This window comes from Glaciecola petra, from assembly GCF_031846345.1.
Lineage (GTDB): Bacteria > Pseudomonadota > Gammaproteobacteria > Enterobacterales > Alteromonadaceae > Glaciecola > Glaciecola petra.
Genome location: NZ_JAVRHX010000001.1, coordinates 834,079 through 849,722 on the forward strand (window position 1 = coordinate 834,079; position 15,644 = coordinate 849,722).

Genomic DNA, 15,644 nt, shown 5'->3' on the forward strand with positions numbered 1-15,644 from the left:
AAAAATGTCACAAGCGTTTGATGTTGCTGTTTTAGGCGCAACAGGTTTGGTCGGGCAGACCATGATGGAATTATTAGCTGAAAGAAACTTTCCAATTGGTAATTTTTACCCTTTGGCGAGCGAACGTTCTGCCGGCAGTGAAGTTGAATTTAACGGTAAAAAAGTTAAAGTACTGAATGCAGATACGTTCGATTGGACAAAAGTACAACTTGGCTTTTTCTCAGCTGGTGGTTCTATCTCAGAAAAGTTCGCGCCCAAAGCCGCAGAAGCGGGGTGTGTTGTTATCGATAACACTTCCCAATATCGTTACGAACCAGATATTCCTTTAGTTGTGCCTGAAGTGAATGCCGGCTCGCTAGCTGATTTTAGAAACCGTAATATTATAGCTAATCCTAATTGTTCAACCATTCAAATGGTTGTTGCTTTAAAACCCATTCACGACGCTGTTGGCATTGAACGAATAAATGTGTGTACATATCAATCAGTATCGGGTGCGGGAAAAAGTGCAATGGAAGGGTTAGCAAGGCAAACTGCTGAATTGTTAAATGCAAAAGAAGTAACAGGTGAAGAGTTTTCTCGCCAAATAGCCTTCAACGCAATCCCACAAATTGATGTGTTTTTGGAAAATGATTACACCAAAGAAGAAATGAAAATGGTGTGGGAAACCCGTAAAATTTTAGGTGACGAGACGATTTTAGTTAATCCAACGGCAGTAAGAGTACCTGTGTTTTTTGGCCACAGTGAAGCAATACATATAGAAACTCGTCAACCCATCGACGCACAACAGGTTATCGATTTGCTAGAACAGGCAGAAAATGTAAAAGTATACGCGCAAGCTGCAGACTTTCCTACTCAGGTTAGTTCAGCTTCAGGTAATGACTTTGTGCATGTTGGTCGAGTTCGAAATGATATTTCTCATCCTAATGGGATTAATTTATGGGTTGTATCAGATAATATTCGCAAAGGCGCTGCAACAAATAGTGTGCAAATTGCAGAGGCATTGATTAGGGACTACTTATAAGCTATTTTTAGAAATAAGTATTACCCAATACTAAATACATAAAATATTAATGATGTTAGCCGATAACTCTTATCAGCTAACATTATTTTTTTTAAAGAGTGGCATTTCATTTGATAATTATGCGTGTTTTAAGACTTTTTTTATGTCTATCGTTGCTTATGTGCGTAAGTGCATTTGCCGATGCTCAAACACAAATTCAAGGCCCACGCGACAATGCCCAAGTATATTCAGGTGTTGTTTACGGTCCTATTGATCAAAACGATACACTCTGGCGCATTGCTAGCCGTTATAAACAAGATTCACAGTTCAGTATTTATCAAGTTATGCTGGCGATTTATGAGTTGAATCCACAGGCATTTGAAAATGGTAATTTTAATACCATGGTCAATGGTGCTACTTTACAACTACCAAGCGATAGATATATTGCGCGCACCAATCCAGACAGAGCAAGAGAAAAAGCGGTTCAAGACGACCGTGCTTTTGGTCGTCAAAATTCAGTTAGAGATCCTGCTGTCGGAGAAAGTCCAACCGGACAAAATGATCCTGCGAGTAACTTAAAACCCGATGTACCTTTGGTCAATCAACAAGACTTATCTAATACTCAACGTCAATTACAACGCCAACTCGATGTACTTAAACGTCAACAAAGAGATCAAATAGCTGTCCTGCGTGAACAGGTTGCGACATCTCTAGAAAGTGTTGAAGTTTTGCTGCAAGAAAATAGAAACTTAAATGAACGTTTGTTGCAAATTGATGATAACAACCGTGTGTTAACGCAAACTGTCGAAACTGAATTACAAACTCAAATTGATCAACAAGTCGCCCAACTCAATCAATTAATCGCCTTGATGAAAGAGAATGAGCAACGTCGTATTGACGAGTCTTCAGGGTCATTGATGACATTCCTCACATCGAATACGGGGATTATGATTATCAGTATCACGGTTGTATTATTGGTGTTGATACTCTTTGGAATCTTAATCTTAAGAAAACCAGTGCCGGCTCCGCATCCTGAACCGAGTATAGCGCCAACACCCGCTACAAAAACACCTGATATTGTCGATGATGAGCTCGTTATCGGTGAAATTGATGACAATGTAGAAAGCAGTGATTCAGATGATTTAATGGCTGCCTTGGCCGATGACGATGCCTTACAAGTAGATGACATATTGTCTGACGAATTAGAAGACGAAGATGCGTTGTCCACCCTTAGCGATGATATTTTAGACGAAGACATGTTAACGGCAGATATGCTTGATGATGATTTGTCAGATGACGACAATGAAGACACATCAAGTGAATCGTCAGATAATAAGTTTGAGGTAGATCTTTCAAGTGATTTTGATGATTTAGATGACGACATGTTAGTGCCCGATATCAAAAAAGCTGATACCGATGAAGTTGTAGAGAAAGAAGATGACGAATTTGGTATATCTCTCGATGATGATATTGATGATAGTGCCGATGATAATCTAGATACATTGCTAGATGCCGAAAATGACAACAGTGCTGACGACTTAGTTACTGACATTACCGATGACGAAGATGAAAACAATCAAGAAGCCCCCGAACTTGAAAAGCAGTCAGAAGAAATAGAAACAACGCCCGATGACGGAGCGCAAGCACAAAATAACAATCCTGATACAAGTGTTGAAGAACAATCTGAAGACAGTGACTCTGACCTCCCCGAGGGTATTTCTTTAGACGAAAATGGTGATATTAGCGATGACACTATTGATCAAATAGAAAAACAAATTGAGAAAAAGAATGAAGATATCAATAGGCTCGCTGACGAATTGTTGGGTGAGCTAGATGAATCTATTGCTGACGAAGGTCCTTTGGATGTCCCAGCGCAATCCGATACTATAAATGAAAATATTGCTGATGACATCATTGCAGATATAGAGTCAGATTTAACCGCTGAAGAACAATTAGATAAAGAATTAGGATTAGATAGCGAAGAAAGTCCGCTTATAGAGGAGCCATCAAAAGAGCTAAACTCTGCACTATCCGATGAAATATTAGACGATTTAACGGAAGAAATTAACAGCGAGGAAGAATTAGATTCTATTTTAGCCGAGTTTGACCAAGAAAAGCAGCTCGATGATAAAGCAGATAAATTACCAGATAATTTAATAGATAACGACAGCAATGCAGACCTGTTGGATGATATTCCAAGCTTCATGTCTACTGACGATGAATCAGAAGAGAGCATGGTTGATGACGATGTAGAGCAAGAGTTTTCAGGTGAAAGTGCACAATCGCTCGAAGCTTCGGCAGAGAGTAATGATACTCAAACAGCGCAAAAAGAAGATGAAGATGACTTATTATCAAGTTTACCTGATTTGGATAATTGGCTTGATGAAGATGATAGTGGTATTCAACAAGAAACCCAACAAGAAACCCAACAAGAAACCACGCAAGACAGCTTAACTCCCCCCGACGAGCTTGAAAAAGACCTAACAAGCGACCTTGACGATGTCAATTTTGATGAAATGCTAGAAGAGCTCTCTTCAGAGAGCGCAGATAAGCAAAGTGATGAAGATAAACTATTGTCGGACTTAGATTTGGCTGGTTTAGATATTGATGCTTTGATGAGTGATGATCTTATTGACAAAGACGCAGACAATGACGACGGCGTGCAAGACGATTTTGTCGATGTGGATGAGTTACTTAGAGAAAGTGAATCACTGCCTGAAATGAACGAGGATGACATAGACTTAGATATAGAAAACTCGCTTGACCACTTGGTCGATAATGGTAAAGATGACATTACCGATTTAGATGACACCGACATCGATCAAGCTGGTAGCTTAGACCTTGCTCAAGTATATATTGATATGGAAGATTATGAAGCCGCTAAAGAGTTGCTTGATGAAGTAAGTATTAAAGGTACACCAGAGCAACAACAAGAAGCGGCAGACTTGTTGAAAAAATTTAACAGTGAAGATTAGTGTTGGAAAGTCTACATAAAAGAAGCAACCGGGTATCTCAATTATTTTCACATATTCTACTTTTGTTAATTTTTATTGTATTCCCTAGTCATTCACAAATAAAACTCAATACTGATGAAATTGAGTCAATTTCTAACTTTAGGGCCACCCCTATACATCTCTCTGGTGACAAAGCAGCGCCATTTACAAGACATGTCATTCAAGATGGGTCGGGTTATATTTGGCTATCTGGCGATGTTGGTGTAATGCGTTACGACGCCTATACATTAAAAACCTTCGAATTTAGTGACTTTATTTTAGGTGGTGCGCCTGGACCCTCGTTCCTTTTTCTGGACACCCAAAAACAACTCTGGTTTGGTAATTTAGGCTTGCATCGTTTTAATGAGAGTACTCAGTCTTTCAATAGCTATGATATTACTAATAGACAAACGATTAGTAGCATTGTTGAAGATAAGGATGGTTATTTATGGCTAGGAGGTGAGGGTTTTGGTTTACTAAAAGTAGATAAAAAAACGCTAAACAATAACAATAATGATGGTATTGAAGAAATTGATATACTATCAAGCTATATTGATAGCATGGCGTATGATAAAGACCTACATGCTCTTTTTATCATGTCTTCAACTGGCCTGTTTAAATTTGATATTGCACAAAACCAACTTACCAGAATAAGTACTCAGTTGGACGCCTATTTAAATAGCTTAGTAATAAGAAGTATATCCCTAGATGCATTGCGCAAGACATTATGGATAGGAACACCGCAGGGATTGTTACGGATAGACACTAATAGTCAACAATCTACTTTATATAACAATAGCGATATCGACAGTGGCTTAATTTCCGATGACATCACAACAACATATTTAGACAGCGCTGGTAACTTATGGGTTGGTACAGAAAAAGAAGGTTTATGTTTGTATAAACCCAAAGTAGATCAATTTATCTGTATGTCATCGGCTTTTAATGAACCGGGAAAGTTGCCCTATGCCACGGTTGAAGAAATAACAGAGGACGAAAACGGTTCTTTGTGGCTTGCGATGAATAACTACGGCGTTTATCGAGTCACGCCTGATCTCGAGAAATTTGCAATTTTACGCGACAAATTTAGTCACCCTCCTCAAGACTATTTTCCACATTCATATAGCAGTATCTTGCGCGACAATGGTGATCTATGGATTGCCACAGATGGTGGCGGTATTAATATTCTGAATATAAATACCGGTATGTTTTCTAACATAAAACATGATCCACTCAATACCAACACGCTGTCTTCCAATTCTGTTATTAGCCTAAGTGAAGACGAAAATGGGCATATCTGGGCAAGCACATGGTCAGGTGGCGTATCAAAATTTAACCCAGAAACCATGCAAGTCACTCGACTAGTTTTTGACCCGAACAAGCCAACTGAACAAACGCTTGCCGGTAACAATGTTTTCACACTTGTGGCAGATCAACGAGGTGGAATATGGATGAGTATTTGGGCTAAGGGATTACAATATTTTAATTTTGAAGATGGGGTTTTTACCAATTTCATTCATAAACGGCGAGGTGGCAATAGTGATATTACTAATGAGCAAATTTCCGATATGCAATTGTTTGACAATAAACTCTGGCTTGCGGGAGACCGAGGCCTTGAGGTACTAGATTTAAAAACTGGAGAGTTTACTTTTTTGTTAGCAACGAAAAGCTTAAGCTTTTCGTTTGTACTTGTCGAATCATTAGATGAAATTTGGATAGGTACCCGAGAAGGTTTAGTAAAGTATAACTATCACACTAAAAGCGAAAAATCCTATACCACAGCCGAAGGCTTAAGTAATAATGTCATTTACTATATCGGGAAGGATAGTGACAATAAATTATGGGTGGCTACCGATCATGGTTTAAGTATTTTTGATATCGCTAAAAACAAGTGGTTTAGATACTTTGAGCATGATGGACTTGCCGGCAATGAGTTGAGCACACATGGCAGTTTTTGGCATATCGAAGATGAGATTTATGTACCAGGCAAATATGGTGTATCCATTATTAATCCCAATGATTTACCTGAAAATGAATTTATACCTAAAACACTCATAACCACAATAGATTTCATTTCGGCTGAAAATAACACCCCAACCGAAGAGATTTATTTGCGTCATTCATCGCACTCTAACACACCCGAAATATCATATGATTTAAATAGTTTGAAGTTGGAATTCACTGGTCTCAGTTATGTTTTTCCAGAATACAATAAATTTAAATATCGATTAAATGGCTGGCAAACTGGATTTGTTGAAGCTACCGCAAATGAGCGTTTTGCACAATATACTAATTTACCTGCAGGCAATTATAAGTTTGAAGTGTATAGCGCGAATAGCAGTGGCTTGTGGGATGAAACAGGTGCATCATTTAGTTTTTCAATTCTGCCACCTTGGTATCAAACGTGGTGGTCAATATTGCTCTTTGTTACCTTAATTATTAGTTTGATTTTTATAGTAATGTATTGGCGACTTTCAATTAACGCTCAGCGAGAAAAAGAACTCCAACAGAAAGTCGATGATAAAACAGCGCAACTTCAACTTCATGCAGCACAGTTAAAAGAATCAACAGACTCGTTAGCATGTTTAAACGCTGAATTAGAAAATCGAGTTGAAGATAGAACTAAACAGCTACAAATTGAAATAAACGAGAAAAATTCAGCGCAAGAACAACTTTTTCATATGGCTTTTCACGATTCCTTAACGCAATTGCCCAATAGGCAATGGATAATAGAACTAATTGAAGAATTACTGACTAAATGCAAAAAAGATAAAAATGATTGCTTTGGTGTGCTCTTTCTTGATGGCGATCGCTTTAAACAAATTAATGATACCCACGGTCATGCTATGGGAGATAGACTACTCATTGAATCAGCGGCTCGCTTGAAAGATTTATTAAATAAAGATCAACATGCGGCCAGACTGGGAGGCGACGAATTTACTGTTGTTGCCAAGCACAATGATCAAGCACAACTGGTTCAATTGGCTCAAAAGATAGTGGATGCCTTTAAAAAGCCTTTTATTTTATCTGACAACACTTTCTATTTTAATGTGAGCATTGGTGTCGTCGTCTGCGATCATAGTTATGAAAATGTACCCAATGTATTAAGAGACGCTGATATAGCGATGTACAGTGCTAAAGAATCGGGTAAAGCCACCTATAAAGTATTTGATTGCGACATGCAAAAAATTAGTCTTGAAGCCGCCGAATACGAATCTAGCTTACGAAAAGCACTTGGCAATAATGAGTTTTATCTTCAATATCAACCTATCGTTGATTTGGAAACGGGTAAGCTTGCTGGTTTTGAGGCCTTAATTAGATGGCAACATCCTGAAAAAGGCCTCATTCCACCATTCAAATTCATCCCTATTGCCGAAGAAACGGGTCTCATTTGGAATATAGGCAAATGGGTATTAGAAGAAGCTTGTCGACAAACCAAGATCTGGCACGATATGAATTTTGATATACCACCTTCAATATCCGTTAATTTATCCTCAAACCAGTTAAAACAAACCAACTTTTTGGATATGCTCGATACGACTATTGAGGCATCGGGTATTGAAGCGAAATATCTTAAGCTCGAACTTACTGAGTCAGTGTTGATTGAAAATAATTATGCTATTGGCGAATTATTTGATGCGCTTCGTGAACGCAGAATAGATTTAGCTATTGACGATTTTGGAACAGGGTATTCCTCACTTGCCTATTTAAGCGAAATACCCGTACAGTTTTTAAAAATTGATCGTCGATTTATTTCATCTATTGACCAAAATGAAGATAAAGAAATCTATGCAGATGCACACGCCATTGTTACCGCCACCATATCTCTAGGCAAAAGTTTACGTAAACAAACCACAGCGGAAGGCATTGAAACACAAACCCAATTAATCTCGTTAATTGAACAAGGTTGCGATTATGCCCAAGGTTACTACTTATCAAAACCTGTGTCTGCAGTGGAAGCAACCGCATTGTTACAATTCCCGAAAATTATCCAAGATGGCGGTGTAAATATTTCTAAAAAGCTATATAAGCATGCCTACGAAAAACGCGCTACAAATCGCCTTCCTTAAGGTAGCATTTTGTATCAATTAGATGATTTCATACCCGATTACTATAATCAGCTGTCGATTGTCGAATAAGCATCGAGTGATACGTATAAAATAGAGCAATATTAAATTGCCCGCTCGTCCAAATGGCATTGAAATTTATCTATACTTTATGTAAAGCATTATTGGGATTTACCGATATCAAATTATAAATGATGCAAATTCACTCTAACCTTAATTGAGTACAAAATGCGTAGAAACAAAGAAGTTACCGGTAACGAATATTCGTTTTCAGATCAGCAACGACTCATTTCATCGACAGATTCCCGTGGCGTGATACAACACTGCAATAAGGCTTTTCAAGAAGTCAGTGGATTTGATTACGATGAACTAATTGGCAAAAATCATAATATTGTTCGACATCCAGATATGCCCCAAGAAGTATTTAAAGAAATGTGGGCAACACTTCAGTCGGGTAATTCTTGGATGGGGCTGGTAAAAAACCGCCGGAAAAACGGTGATCACTATTGGGTGTCTGCTTTTGTGACGCCGGTGTTTGAAGACGGAAAAATTAGCGGGTATGAATCGGTTCGAGTCAACGCGACTATGCAAGAAAAACAACTTGCAGAAGAATGCTATCGCAGGATAAGAGAAAGTAAGTCTCCTACTACGTTAGCACGCAGATTTAAGACACTTGGTGCCGCGCTTGTGCCATACAGTAGTCTTGCATGTATAGCAGGGCTGGTTTCCGGGATATGGTCTGGCAATCTATTATTAGGTTTGGTATCAGCTTGTTTTGTACTGGGTACCGGCAGCTTTGCGTTAGTTTTACGAAACAAAGAATTTAATTCAATTTTAGCATCTGCTTCTAATTCGTATCACAACCAAATTGTGGCGCAAACATATTTTGCTGACACAGGCCGAATTGCCGAAATAAAACTCGCACTTAAAGTCGAAGCCGCTAGAGGTCAAACTGCCATCACTCGAATTTCAGACAATATCGAACCGCTGGAACAAATTGCGCTTGAGCAATCGGAGTCTGCTAATAGCACTAACTTGTCAGTGACTCACCAAGAACAAGCGACTCAGCAAATTGCCTCCGCGATTACTGAAATGTCGCAAGCGATTACCGAAGTAGCCAGCAGAGTGGATTCAAGTAAAGCGTTAGTCAACGATGCGAATGGTCAAATAAGCGTTGGACTCGACGGTGCTATAGAAGCGACAGAAACAATAACTTCCTTAAGGGATTCTGTCTCGTCAATTGCGGGTTCTGTAAAAGCATTATCTGACTCAACTAATGAAATAAGTAATGTGACTAGCACTATAACCAGTATTGCTGAGCAAACCAACTTATTAGCCTTGAATGCCGCAATAGAGGCAGCTAGAGCGGGTGAACAAGGGCGAGGTTTTGCAGTAGTCGCTGACGAAGTAAGGTCATTAGCCACTCGAACAAGAGAGTCGACAGAAGAAATTCACGCCATTATAACTACCCTTGTTGAGCGTTCCAGTCAAGCTGTGAACGCATCAGAAGCTGGGGTAGAGAGTGCGACCGCAGGTATTGAAAAGGTCCAGAAAACCCAACAACACTTTAACGACATCAATCAAATGATGGATTCAGTTGCCGATATGACCATAGAAATGGCAAGTGCAACAGAAGAACAAAGTAATGTGTCTGCACATATCGATGAACAAATCTCACATATCGCAGAGTCAGCGTTACAAACTAAACAAAACTCAGAGAGTACAAAGCTTACAAGTGACAAACTAAAAGAGACGATAGAGCAACAACGCTCGTTAGTCATGCGTTTCCATAGATAAGTGAAAAAAAAACACAAACGCTAAACGTCAACCAAAAAGTCGAGTAGCAACTGTCCAACAAAGCGATTGCAATGAAGTTTTATTTAAATTCTTTTGGATTTATCATCAAGGCTTTTAAATTTAGGTAAACCACTTGCAATTGCTAAGACACCGAATACAAGTATTAACGCCGGGTACCAACAATATTTGATTAACGCTACGGGGGATACGTTGCACATCACTGCCGCCGTCAGTAACTGTCCACCATAAGGTACTAGTCCTTGAAAACCGCATGAAAAGATATCTAAGATACTCGCAGAACGCCTTGGGTCTACGTTGTATTTAGTTGAAATTTCCTTGGCAATCGTACCAGAAGAAACAATGGCGATGGTATTATTAGAAGTGGCGATGTCCATACAACTGGCTAAGCTGGCAATACTAAATTCAGCACTTTTTTTGCTCCGAATTCTTTTGGTTAATGTTTGCATTAACCATTCCATGCCACCATAAGCCCTCATTAAGCCAATAATACCTCCAATCGTTAATGCAATAATAGCCAAGTTCTGCATCCAACCCATACCGGTTTGCAAGGTACTGAGCAAACCCTCTATATCGAATTGGCCTTTAATAAGTCCGATAAGGCTTGCTGATAATATACCTAAGCCTAATACTGCCATCACATTTAGGCCAATTAAAGCGGCAAAGATGACTAGGAAATAGGGTATCACTAACCATAAATTGTAAGTGTGTAAAGTGATGTTAGAAGTATCGGGAATATCTATCAATAATAATAGTAAAATCGTTACCGCTGCCGCTGGCGTTACAATTAATATATTTGCTTTAAATTTATCAATAAGCTTAACACCTTGGGTTTTAGTGGCGGCAATAGTCGTATCCGATACAAATGATAGGTTGTCACCAAACATAGCACCGCCAATGACAATACCAGCTGCAAGTGGTGCCGAAAAAGATAAGCTATCAGCCAAGCCAATACCTACTGGTGTAATTGCCATAATGGTTCCCATCGAGGTTCCCATGGAAAACGCGATAAAGCTACTGATGATAAACAGTCCAGGTAGTAAAAATTGCGAGGGAATATATTGCAAAGCCCAATTTACCGTGGCATCGCGGGCACCAATTTCTATTGTGAGGGAATAAAAAGCGCCTGCTAATAAAAAAATGATTGCCAATAGAATAATATTTTTATTGCCTGCACTGACGCAGAAAATATCAATTTTTTGTGCGATATTGAGTTTATTAGACTGTGGGTTAAGTGAAAACGCATAAGCTGAGCTTAGCAGCAGCGATACCAAAATAGGCATGGTATTAAAATCTTGTGAAACCACACCTGAAACAACCACCAGCAAGACCGACAATATAATTGGGCTTAGTCCAATAAATTTGGGTGTTGGAGTCATTATTGTTATTAACCTTGCGCAGTGGCTTGTTTAGACTCAGTTTACTTTTTTATTGCTCTAGCGGCGTATTAAAGTCTTCAGGAGTTTCAAAATCACCATCCAATGATGCAATTTTATTGTCTTTAAATGTGATGACTAACTCTTTTCGTATGTCCTCACCTCTTTTACGCATGCCTCTTTTCATATCATACACGTAATACCAAGTGTCATTATCAAAGCTGTCTTGAACAACTGGGTTGCCTAAAACAAAAATGACTTGCTCTTTTGTCATATCAACGCGAAGTTTATTTACATCATCTTGATCCAAGAAGTTGCCTTGTGGAACATCTATACGAAATATCCAGTCTGTGCATGCACTTGTTAACAAACAGACGACAAATATTAAGACTAATTTTAATTTCATGGTTTACCTTTATAGTTTTTGCGCGTGCATCGTAACTCACCTGCCTAAGACCATTCAAGTACAAATTGGTTCTAAATAAAGGTTCATGTCATTACAAGCTTAATAGGTCTTTGGCATTTGCGATTGCAGTATCGGTTAATTCGTCACCCGCTAGCAAGCGGGCTATCTCATTTACACGTTCATCTTTAGTTAATTTTAAAAGATTAGTTTCAGTCGTTTTGCCATCGGTACTTTTACTCACAAAAAGCTGGTGATGAGCTTGTGCTGCAACTTGAGGTAAATGAGTAACACACATTACCTGCGCTTCTTTTCCAAGCTTTCTTAATAATCTCCCGACTAAAGCTGCAGTGGGTCCACTAATACCGGTATCGACTTCATCGAATACCATGGTAGGAATATGATTTTCTTTTGAACATATGACCTGTATCGCTAAGCCTATTCTGGATAACTCTCCGCCAGAAACGACTTTTTCAATAGGCTCTAAAACTTGACCTGGATTAACTGACAATAGTATTTCTACTAGATGATTACCATTTTTTGCTGGCGCTTTATTATCAATCTCATTTACAGACACTTGAACAAGAGCATGGGGCAGATTCATTTCTCTGATAGAAGTTTGAATTTCATTAGCAAGTGCTGCTGCTGAAAGCTTTCTTGCTTGAAATAAAGCATCTGCCGCCTGTTTGTAGTTGGCTTCATGGCTAAGAAGCTCATCTTGCAACGTGATTAAGTTGTTTTCTTCCCCTTTGATTAAGCTTAATTCATTTACCAACTCCATGTGCATTTGGAAAAGGTTTTCAGGACTAACCTTATGTTTCCTTGCAATATCCAAGCATTCAGAATATCGATTTTCTAGCAAAATAAGCTGTTCTGGATCAGCTTCAATTGTATTTTGATAGTGTTTTAAATCGTTACAGGCTTCTTCAAGTTGCGCCAAAGCACCATATAAACTTTCACTCACATTTTGCACGCTATCGTCGTGCTGTATGATGTCTGAAACAGCTTTGATACTTTGGTTGATTAAAGAAAGTGCATCAGAATTGTCGGCACTTTCGAGGCACTCTAAGGCACGTTCGCTGTTGAGTAAAATATCTTGGGTGTGATGCAGTTTTTTCACCTGATTTTCGAGTTCTTCAAATTCATTTTCAGTCAAACTGAATTCATCGAGTTCTTCAACTTGATAAGCCAACAATTGCATACGCTCTGCGCGTTGTTGGCTCTGTTGAGACATTATATCAAGCTGTTTTTTTGTATTAGTGTAGGCGGAAAATGCTAGTGCTAGTTGTTCAGTAAGCGGGGCATGCTTGCCATATGCATCTAACACACTGCGTTGGTTGTCAGTTTTTAGGAATTCGTGATGTGCATGTTGTGAGTAAATTGCGCCGAGAAAAGTTCCCAAGGTTTTTAACTGCGTTAAATTAACTGGTATGCCATTCACAAATGCTTTTGAACGGCCTTCAGCGCTGATAACTCGACGAACAAAACATTCATCAGGGTTGTCGTCTTGGGCCAGCTCATGTTCATTTAAGTATTTTCTAGCACGTTTGAGTTTACCAAGGTCAAAATGAGCCACTACCTCTGCTTTGTCGGCTCCAGTTCTTACTGTATTTGATTCTGCTCTATTTCCAAGGCACAAACCCAAAGCATCTAAGGCAATCGACTTACCTGCGCCGGTTTCCCCAGTTATAGCGGTTAAACCAGAGCCTAGCGTTAGTTCTACTTTTTTAACAATGGCTAGATTTTTTATCGCAATATGAACTAGCATAATTTGCTACCTTTAATCTGAAATATTCAACACATAAGCGTGTTAATCAGTAAGTTACTGTTTATCTATACAGTATACTAAACAGTAATTAAATCAATGTAAAGGCACTTTTATAACCCATCCATTCAATGCAGTGCAATAGAACAAAAGTACATATTAAAAAAGGCGGCTGCCCCAATTAAGTTTTGTTCTTAATACATTGAAATAAGAATATTCAGGAGGATGCACTAACGATAAATAATTAGGACTTTTCTTTATTGTGACAACATCGCCGGGAGCCAATGAAATGACAACGTGGCTATCGCAACTTATTTGTACGTTATCTGAGTTTTTATCAGAAATTTTTAGTCTTATCTCTGAATTAGCATCGACCACAATTGGACGACTACTAAGCGCATGTGGAAACATCGGAACTAAGGTCACAGCATCGAGATGCGGCACTAATATTGGTCCGCCACCAGAAAGAGAATATGCAGTAGAGCCGGTTGGAGTGGCAATTATCATGCCGTCAGACCGTTGACTAAATACAAAGTCATCGCCAATGTGTAATTCAAATTCCATCATATGGGCGACCTTGCTATGGTGCAACACAATTTCGTTTACAGCCACGTGCGTGCTTTGAAGTTCGTTATTACTATGCACCTGAGCTTCTAATAAAAAGCGTTCTTCACGATGTAGTTCATCAGCAAATATATGCGCGAGTTGACGTGATATACCCTCTGGATTAATGTCTGTTAAAAAGCCTAAATTACCACGATTTACACCAATCACATCGATCGAAAAACCAGCTAGCACCCTGGCGGCGCCGAGCATATAGCCGTCTCCACCAACAACAATAGCCAAATCAGCCTGTTCGGCAATTTCTTGCATAGAGCAAACGACTAAAGATTTATCGTCAATTGAATCACGAATACGCTGTTCGATTAAGATATTACACTCGCGCGATGCAAGCTCTTCAACCAGAATATTTAAGCTTGTATAGCTTGCCGAGTGGCTTGGTTTACCGATAAGACCAACGGTTTTATAACGCATCTTTTACAACAGCACCTTTTCTAACGAAAATTTAACATCCATAACTGAAAGGTACACTTAAGCTTGTGCGTCTGGCAAGCAAATTCGCTGGTTTTTTTTAATTGTCAACGCGCTGTCCAACCACCATCTAGAACTACATTCTGTGCAGTCATGTTTTTAGCCGCATCCGACATTAAAAATTCGGCAGTCGTGGCTAACTCGTCAATCTCAATAAATGCTTTTTTGGGCATGGGAGCTAAAAATATATTGTTGACTACTTCTTCTTCAGACATGTTATTGGCTTTAGCTTGATCACCTATTTGTGCTTCAACTAATGGTGTTTTCACATAAGCTGGGCACAAAGTATTAATAGTAATATTATAATCACCGGTTTCTAATGCCACTGTTTTAGTAAAACCGACAAGTCCATGTTTAGCTGCGACGTATGCTGATTTAAACGGCGAGGCGACTATAGAGTGGATGGAGCCAACATTTATAATACGCCCATAATTTTGCGCTTTCATTTGTGGCAAAAAAGCTTGGGTAAGTAAAGCTGGACCAACTAACATCACATTTATCAATAGTTGCCACTTGTCGGCCGGAAAATCTTCCAGCGCACTCACATGTTGAATACCGGCATTGTTGACTAAGACGTCAATTTTAGTATTACCCAGTAAAGCGGGCAGGGCTGCTATCGCCTCAGCATCAGTAACATTTATTGCAATTGCACGAGTGTCAGTTCCATATTGACTCAAGGCTTCAGCCGCCTTATGTGCGGCATCTTTGTTAATATCAGCAACCACAATATTATGACCTTGTTGTGCCATATAAGTCGCGATACCAAAACCTATTCCACTGGCGGCACCCGTAATTAATATTGTTTTAGGTGTAATTTTTTGCATGATTTTTCCAAGTATAAAAATGCGTTATTGCGTTTATTGGCTACGATTAAACACAAATTGAGGCAAATTTAATATAATTTGGTGAATCGCCTTAATTTGTTTACCGTCTTTGTTAGCGTAATTTTTATCTGTATATCCCCACCAATCCCAACAAGCTTGTGGATTCATTGGAAACATAGCTGACTTCCTAATTTGCGGATACATAACTATCATATTGTTGTTGGCCGCCCATTCGTTTAGCCCTGTCATAGTGGCATATTTGTCACCAACAGTGTCTATTGCATCGCCCGAAGACAAACCAGATAGAGA

Annotated in this window: 10 protein-coding genes; 4 read left to right on the plus strand and 6 right to left on the minus strand. The window is 39.0% G+C overall.

Annotated features, from left to right (window positions below; genetic code table 11):
* Positions 1–4: 4 nt before the first annotated feature.
* From RM552_RS03785 to RM552_RS03800, 4 genes are all read left to right on the plus strand, one after another.
* A complete protein-coding gene (locus RM552_RS03785) occupies positions 5–1,021 on the plus strand; it encodes an aspartate-semialdehyde dehydrogenase (RefSeq protein WP_311367455.1) in 1,017 nt (338 codons plus the stop codon).
* A 158-nt stretch (positions 1,022–1,179) separates the two neighbouring features.
* Entirely contained in the window at positions 1,180–3,975 is a 2,796-nt protein-coding gene (locus tag RM552_RS03790) for a FimV/HubP family polar landmark protein (RefSeq protein WP_311367456.1), read from the plus strand.
* The gene (locus tag RM552_RS03795; protein ID WP_311367457.1) at positions 3,975–8,063 is read left to right on the plus strand and encodes an EAL domain-containing protein; all 4,089 of its coding nucleotides are present in this window, start codon (positions 3,975–3,977) and stop codon (positions 8,061–8,063) included. Before RM552_RS03790 ends, RM552_RS03795 begins: the two co-directional genes overlap by 1 nt.
* A 225-nt stretch (positions 8,064–8,288) precedes the next feature.
* Entirely contained in the window at positions 8,289–9,857 is a 1,569-nt protein-coding gene (locus tag RM552_RS03800; RefSeq protein WP_311367458.1) for a methyl-accepting chemotaxis protein, read from the plus strand.
* Between the two features lie 83 nt (positions 9,858–9,940).
* Here RM552_RS03800 and RM552_RS03805 read toward each other — a convergent pair whose 3' ends face one another.
* From RM552_RS03805 to RM552_RS03830, 6 genes are all read right to left on the minus strand, one after another.
* Positions 9,941–11,254, minus strand: a complete 1,314-nt coding sequence (locus RM552_RS03805) for a Na+/H+ antiporter NhaC family protein (protein WP_311367459.1) — start codon at positions 11,252–11,254, stop codon at positions 9,941–9,943.
* A 49-nt stretch (positions 11,255–11,303) separates the two neighbouring features.
* A complete protein-coding gene (locus tag RM552_RS03810) occupies positions 11,304–11,657 on the minus strand; it encodes an outer membrane protein assembly factor BamE (RefSeq protein WP_311367460.1) in 354 nt (117 codons plus the stop codon).
* A gap of 91 nt (positions 11,658–11,748) precedes the next feature.
* The gene (recN, locus tag RM552_RS03815; protein ID WP_311367461.1) at positions 11,749–13,422 is read right to left on the minus strand and encodes a DNA repair protein RecN; all 1,674 of its coding nucleotides are present in this window, start codon (positions 13,420–13,422) and stop codon (positions 11,749–11,751) included.
* Between the two features lie 156 nt (positions 13,423–13,578).
* Positions 13,579–14,454: an NAD(+) kinase gene (gene nadK / locus RM552_RS03820; protein WP_311367462.1), complete on the minus strand. Its 876-nt coding sequence runs from the start codon at positions 14,452–14,454 to the stop codon at positions 13,579–13,581.
* Positions 14,455–14,558: 104 nt separating this feature from the next.
* Entirely contained in the window at positions 14,559–15,335 is a 777-nt protein-coding gene (locus RM552_RS03825; RefSeq protein WP_432277175.1) for a 3-hydroxybutyrate dehydrogenase, read from the minus strand.
* A 33-nt stretch (positions 15,336–15,368) separates the two neighbouring features.
* Positions 15,369–15,632 (minus strand): alpha/beta hydrolase family protein, encoded by a 264-nt coding sequence (locus RM552_RS03830; protein WP_311367463.1) that lies wholly within the window; start codon positions 15,630–15,632, stop codon positions 15,369–15,371.
* Positions 15,633–15,644: the final 12 nt, after the last annotated feature.

Bases quoted from the DNA above. Each gene is read 5' to 3' on its own strand.
- RM552_RS03785 (WP_311367455.1), top strand. From the start codon at position 5: ATGTCACAAGCGTTTGATGTTGCTGTTTTAGGCGCAACAGGTTTGGTC.
- RM552_RS03790 (WP_311367456.1), top strand. From the start codon at position 1,180: ATGTGCGTAAGTGCATTTGCCGATGCTCAAACACAAATTCAAGGCCCA.
- RM552_RS03800 (WP_311367458.1), top strand. From the start codon at position 8,289: ATGCGTAGAAACAAAGAAGTTACCGGTAACGAATATTCGTTTTCAGAT.
- RM552_RS03805 (WP_311367459.1), bottom strand. From the start codon at position 11,254: ATGACTCCAACACCCAAATTTATTGGACTAAGCCCAATTATATTGTCG.
- RM552_RS03810 (WP_311367460.1), bottom strand. From the start codon at position 11,657: ATGAAATTAAAATTAGTCTTAATATTTGTCGTCTGTTTGTTAACAAGT.
- recN (WP_311367461.1), bottom strand. From the start codon at position 13,422: ATGCTAGTTCATATTGCGATAAAAAATCTAGCCATTGTTAAAAAAGTA.
- nadK (WP_311367462.1), bottom strand. From the start codon at position 14,454: ATGCGTTATAAAACCGTTGGTCTTATCGGTAAACCAAGCCACTCGGCA.
- RM552_RS03825 (WP_432277175.1), bottom strand. From the start codon at position 15,335: ATGCAAAAAATTACACCTAAAACAATATTAATTACGGGTGCCGCCAGT.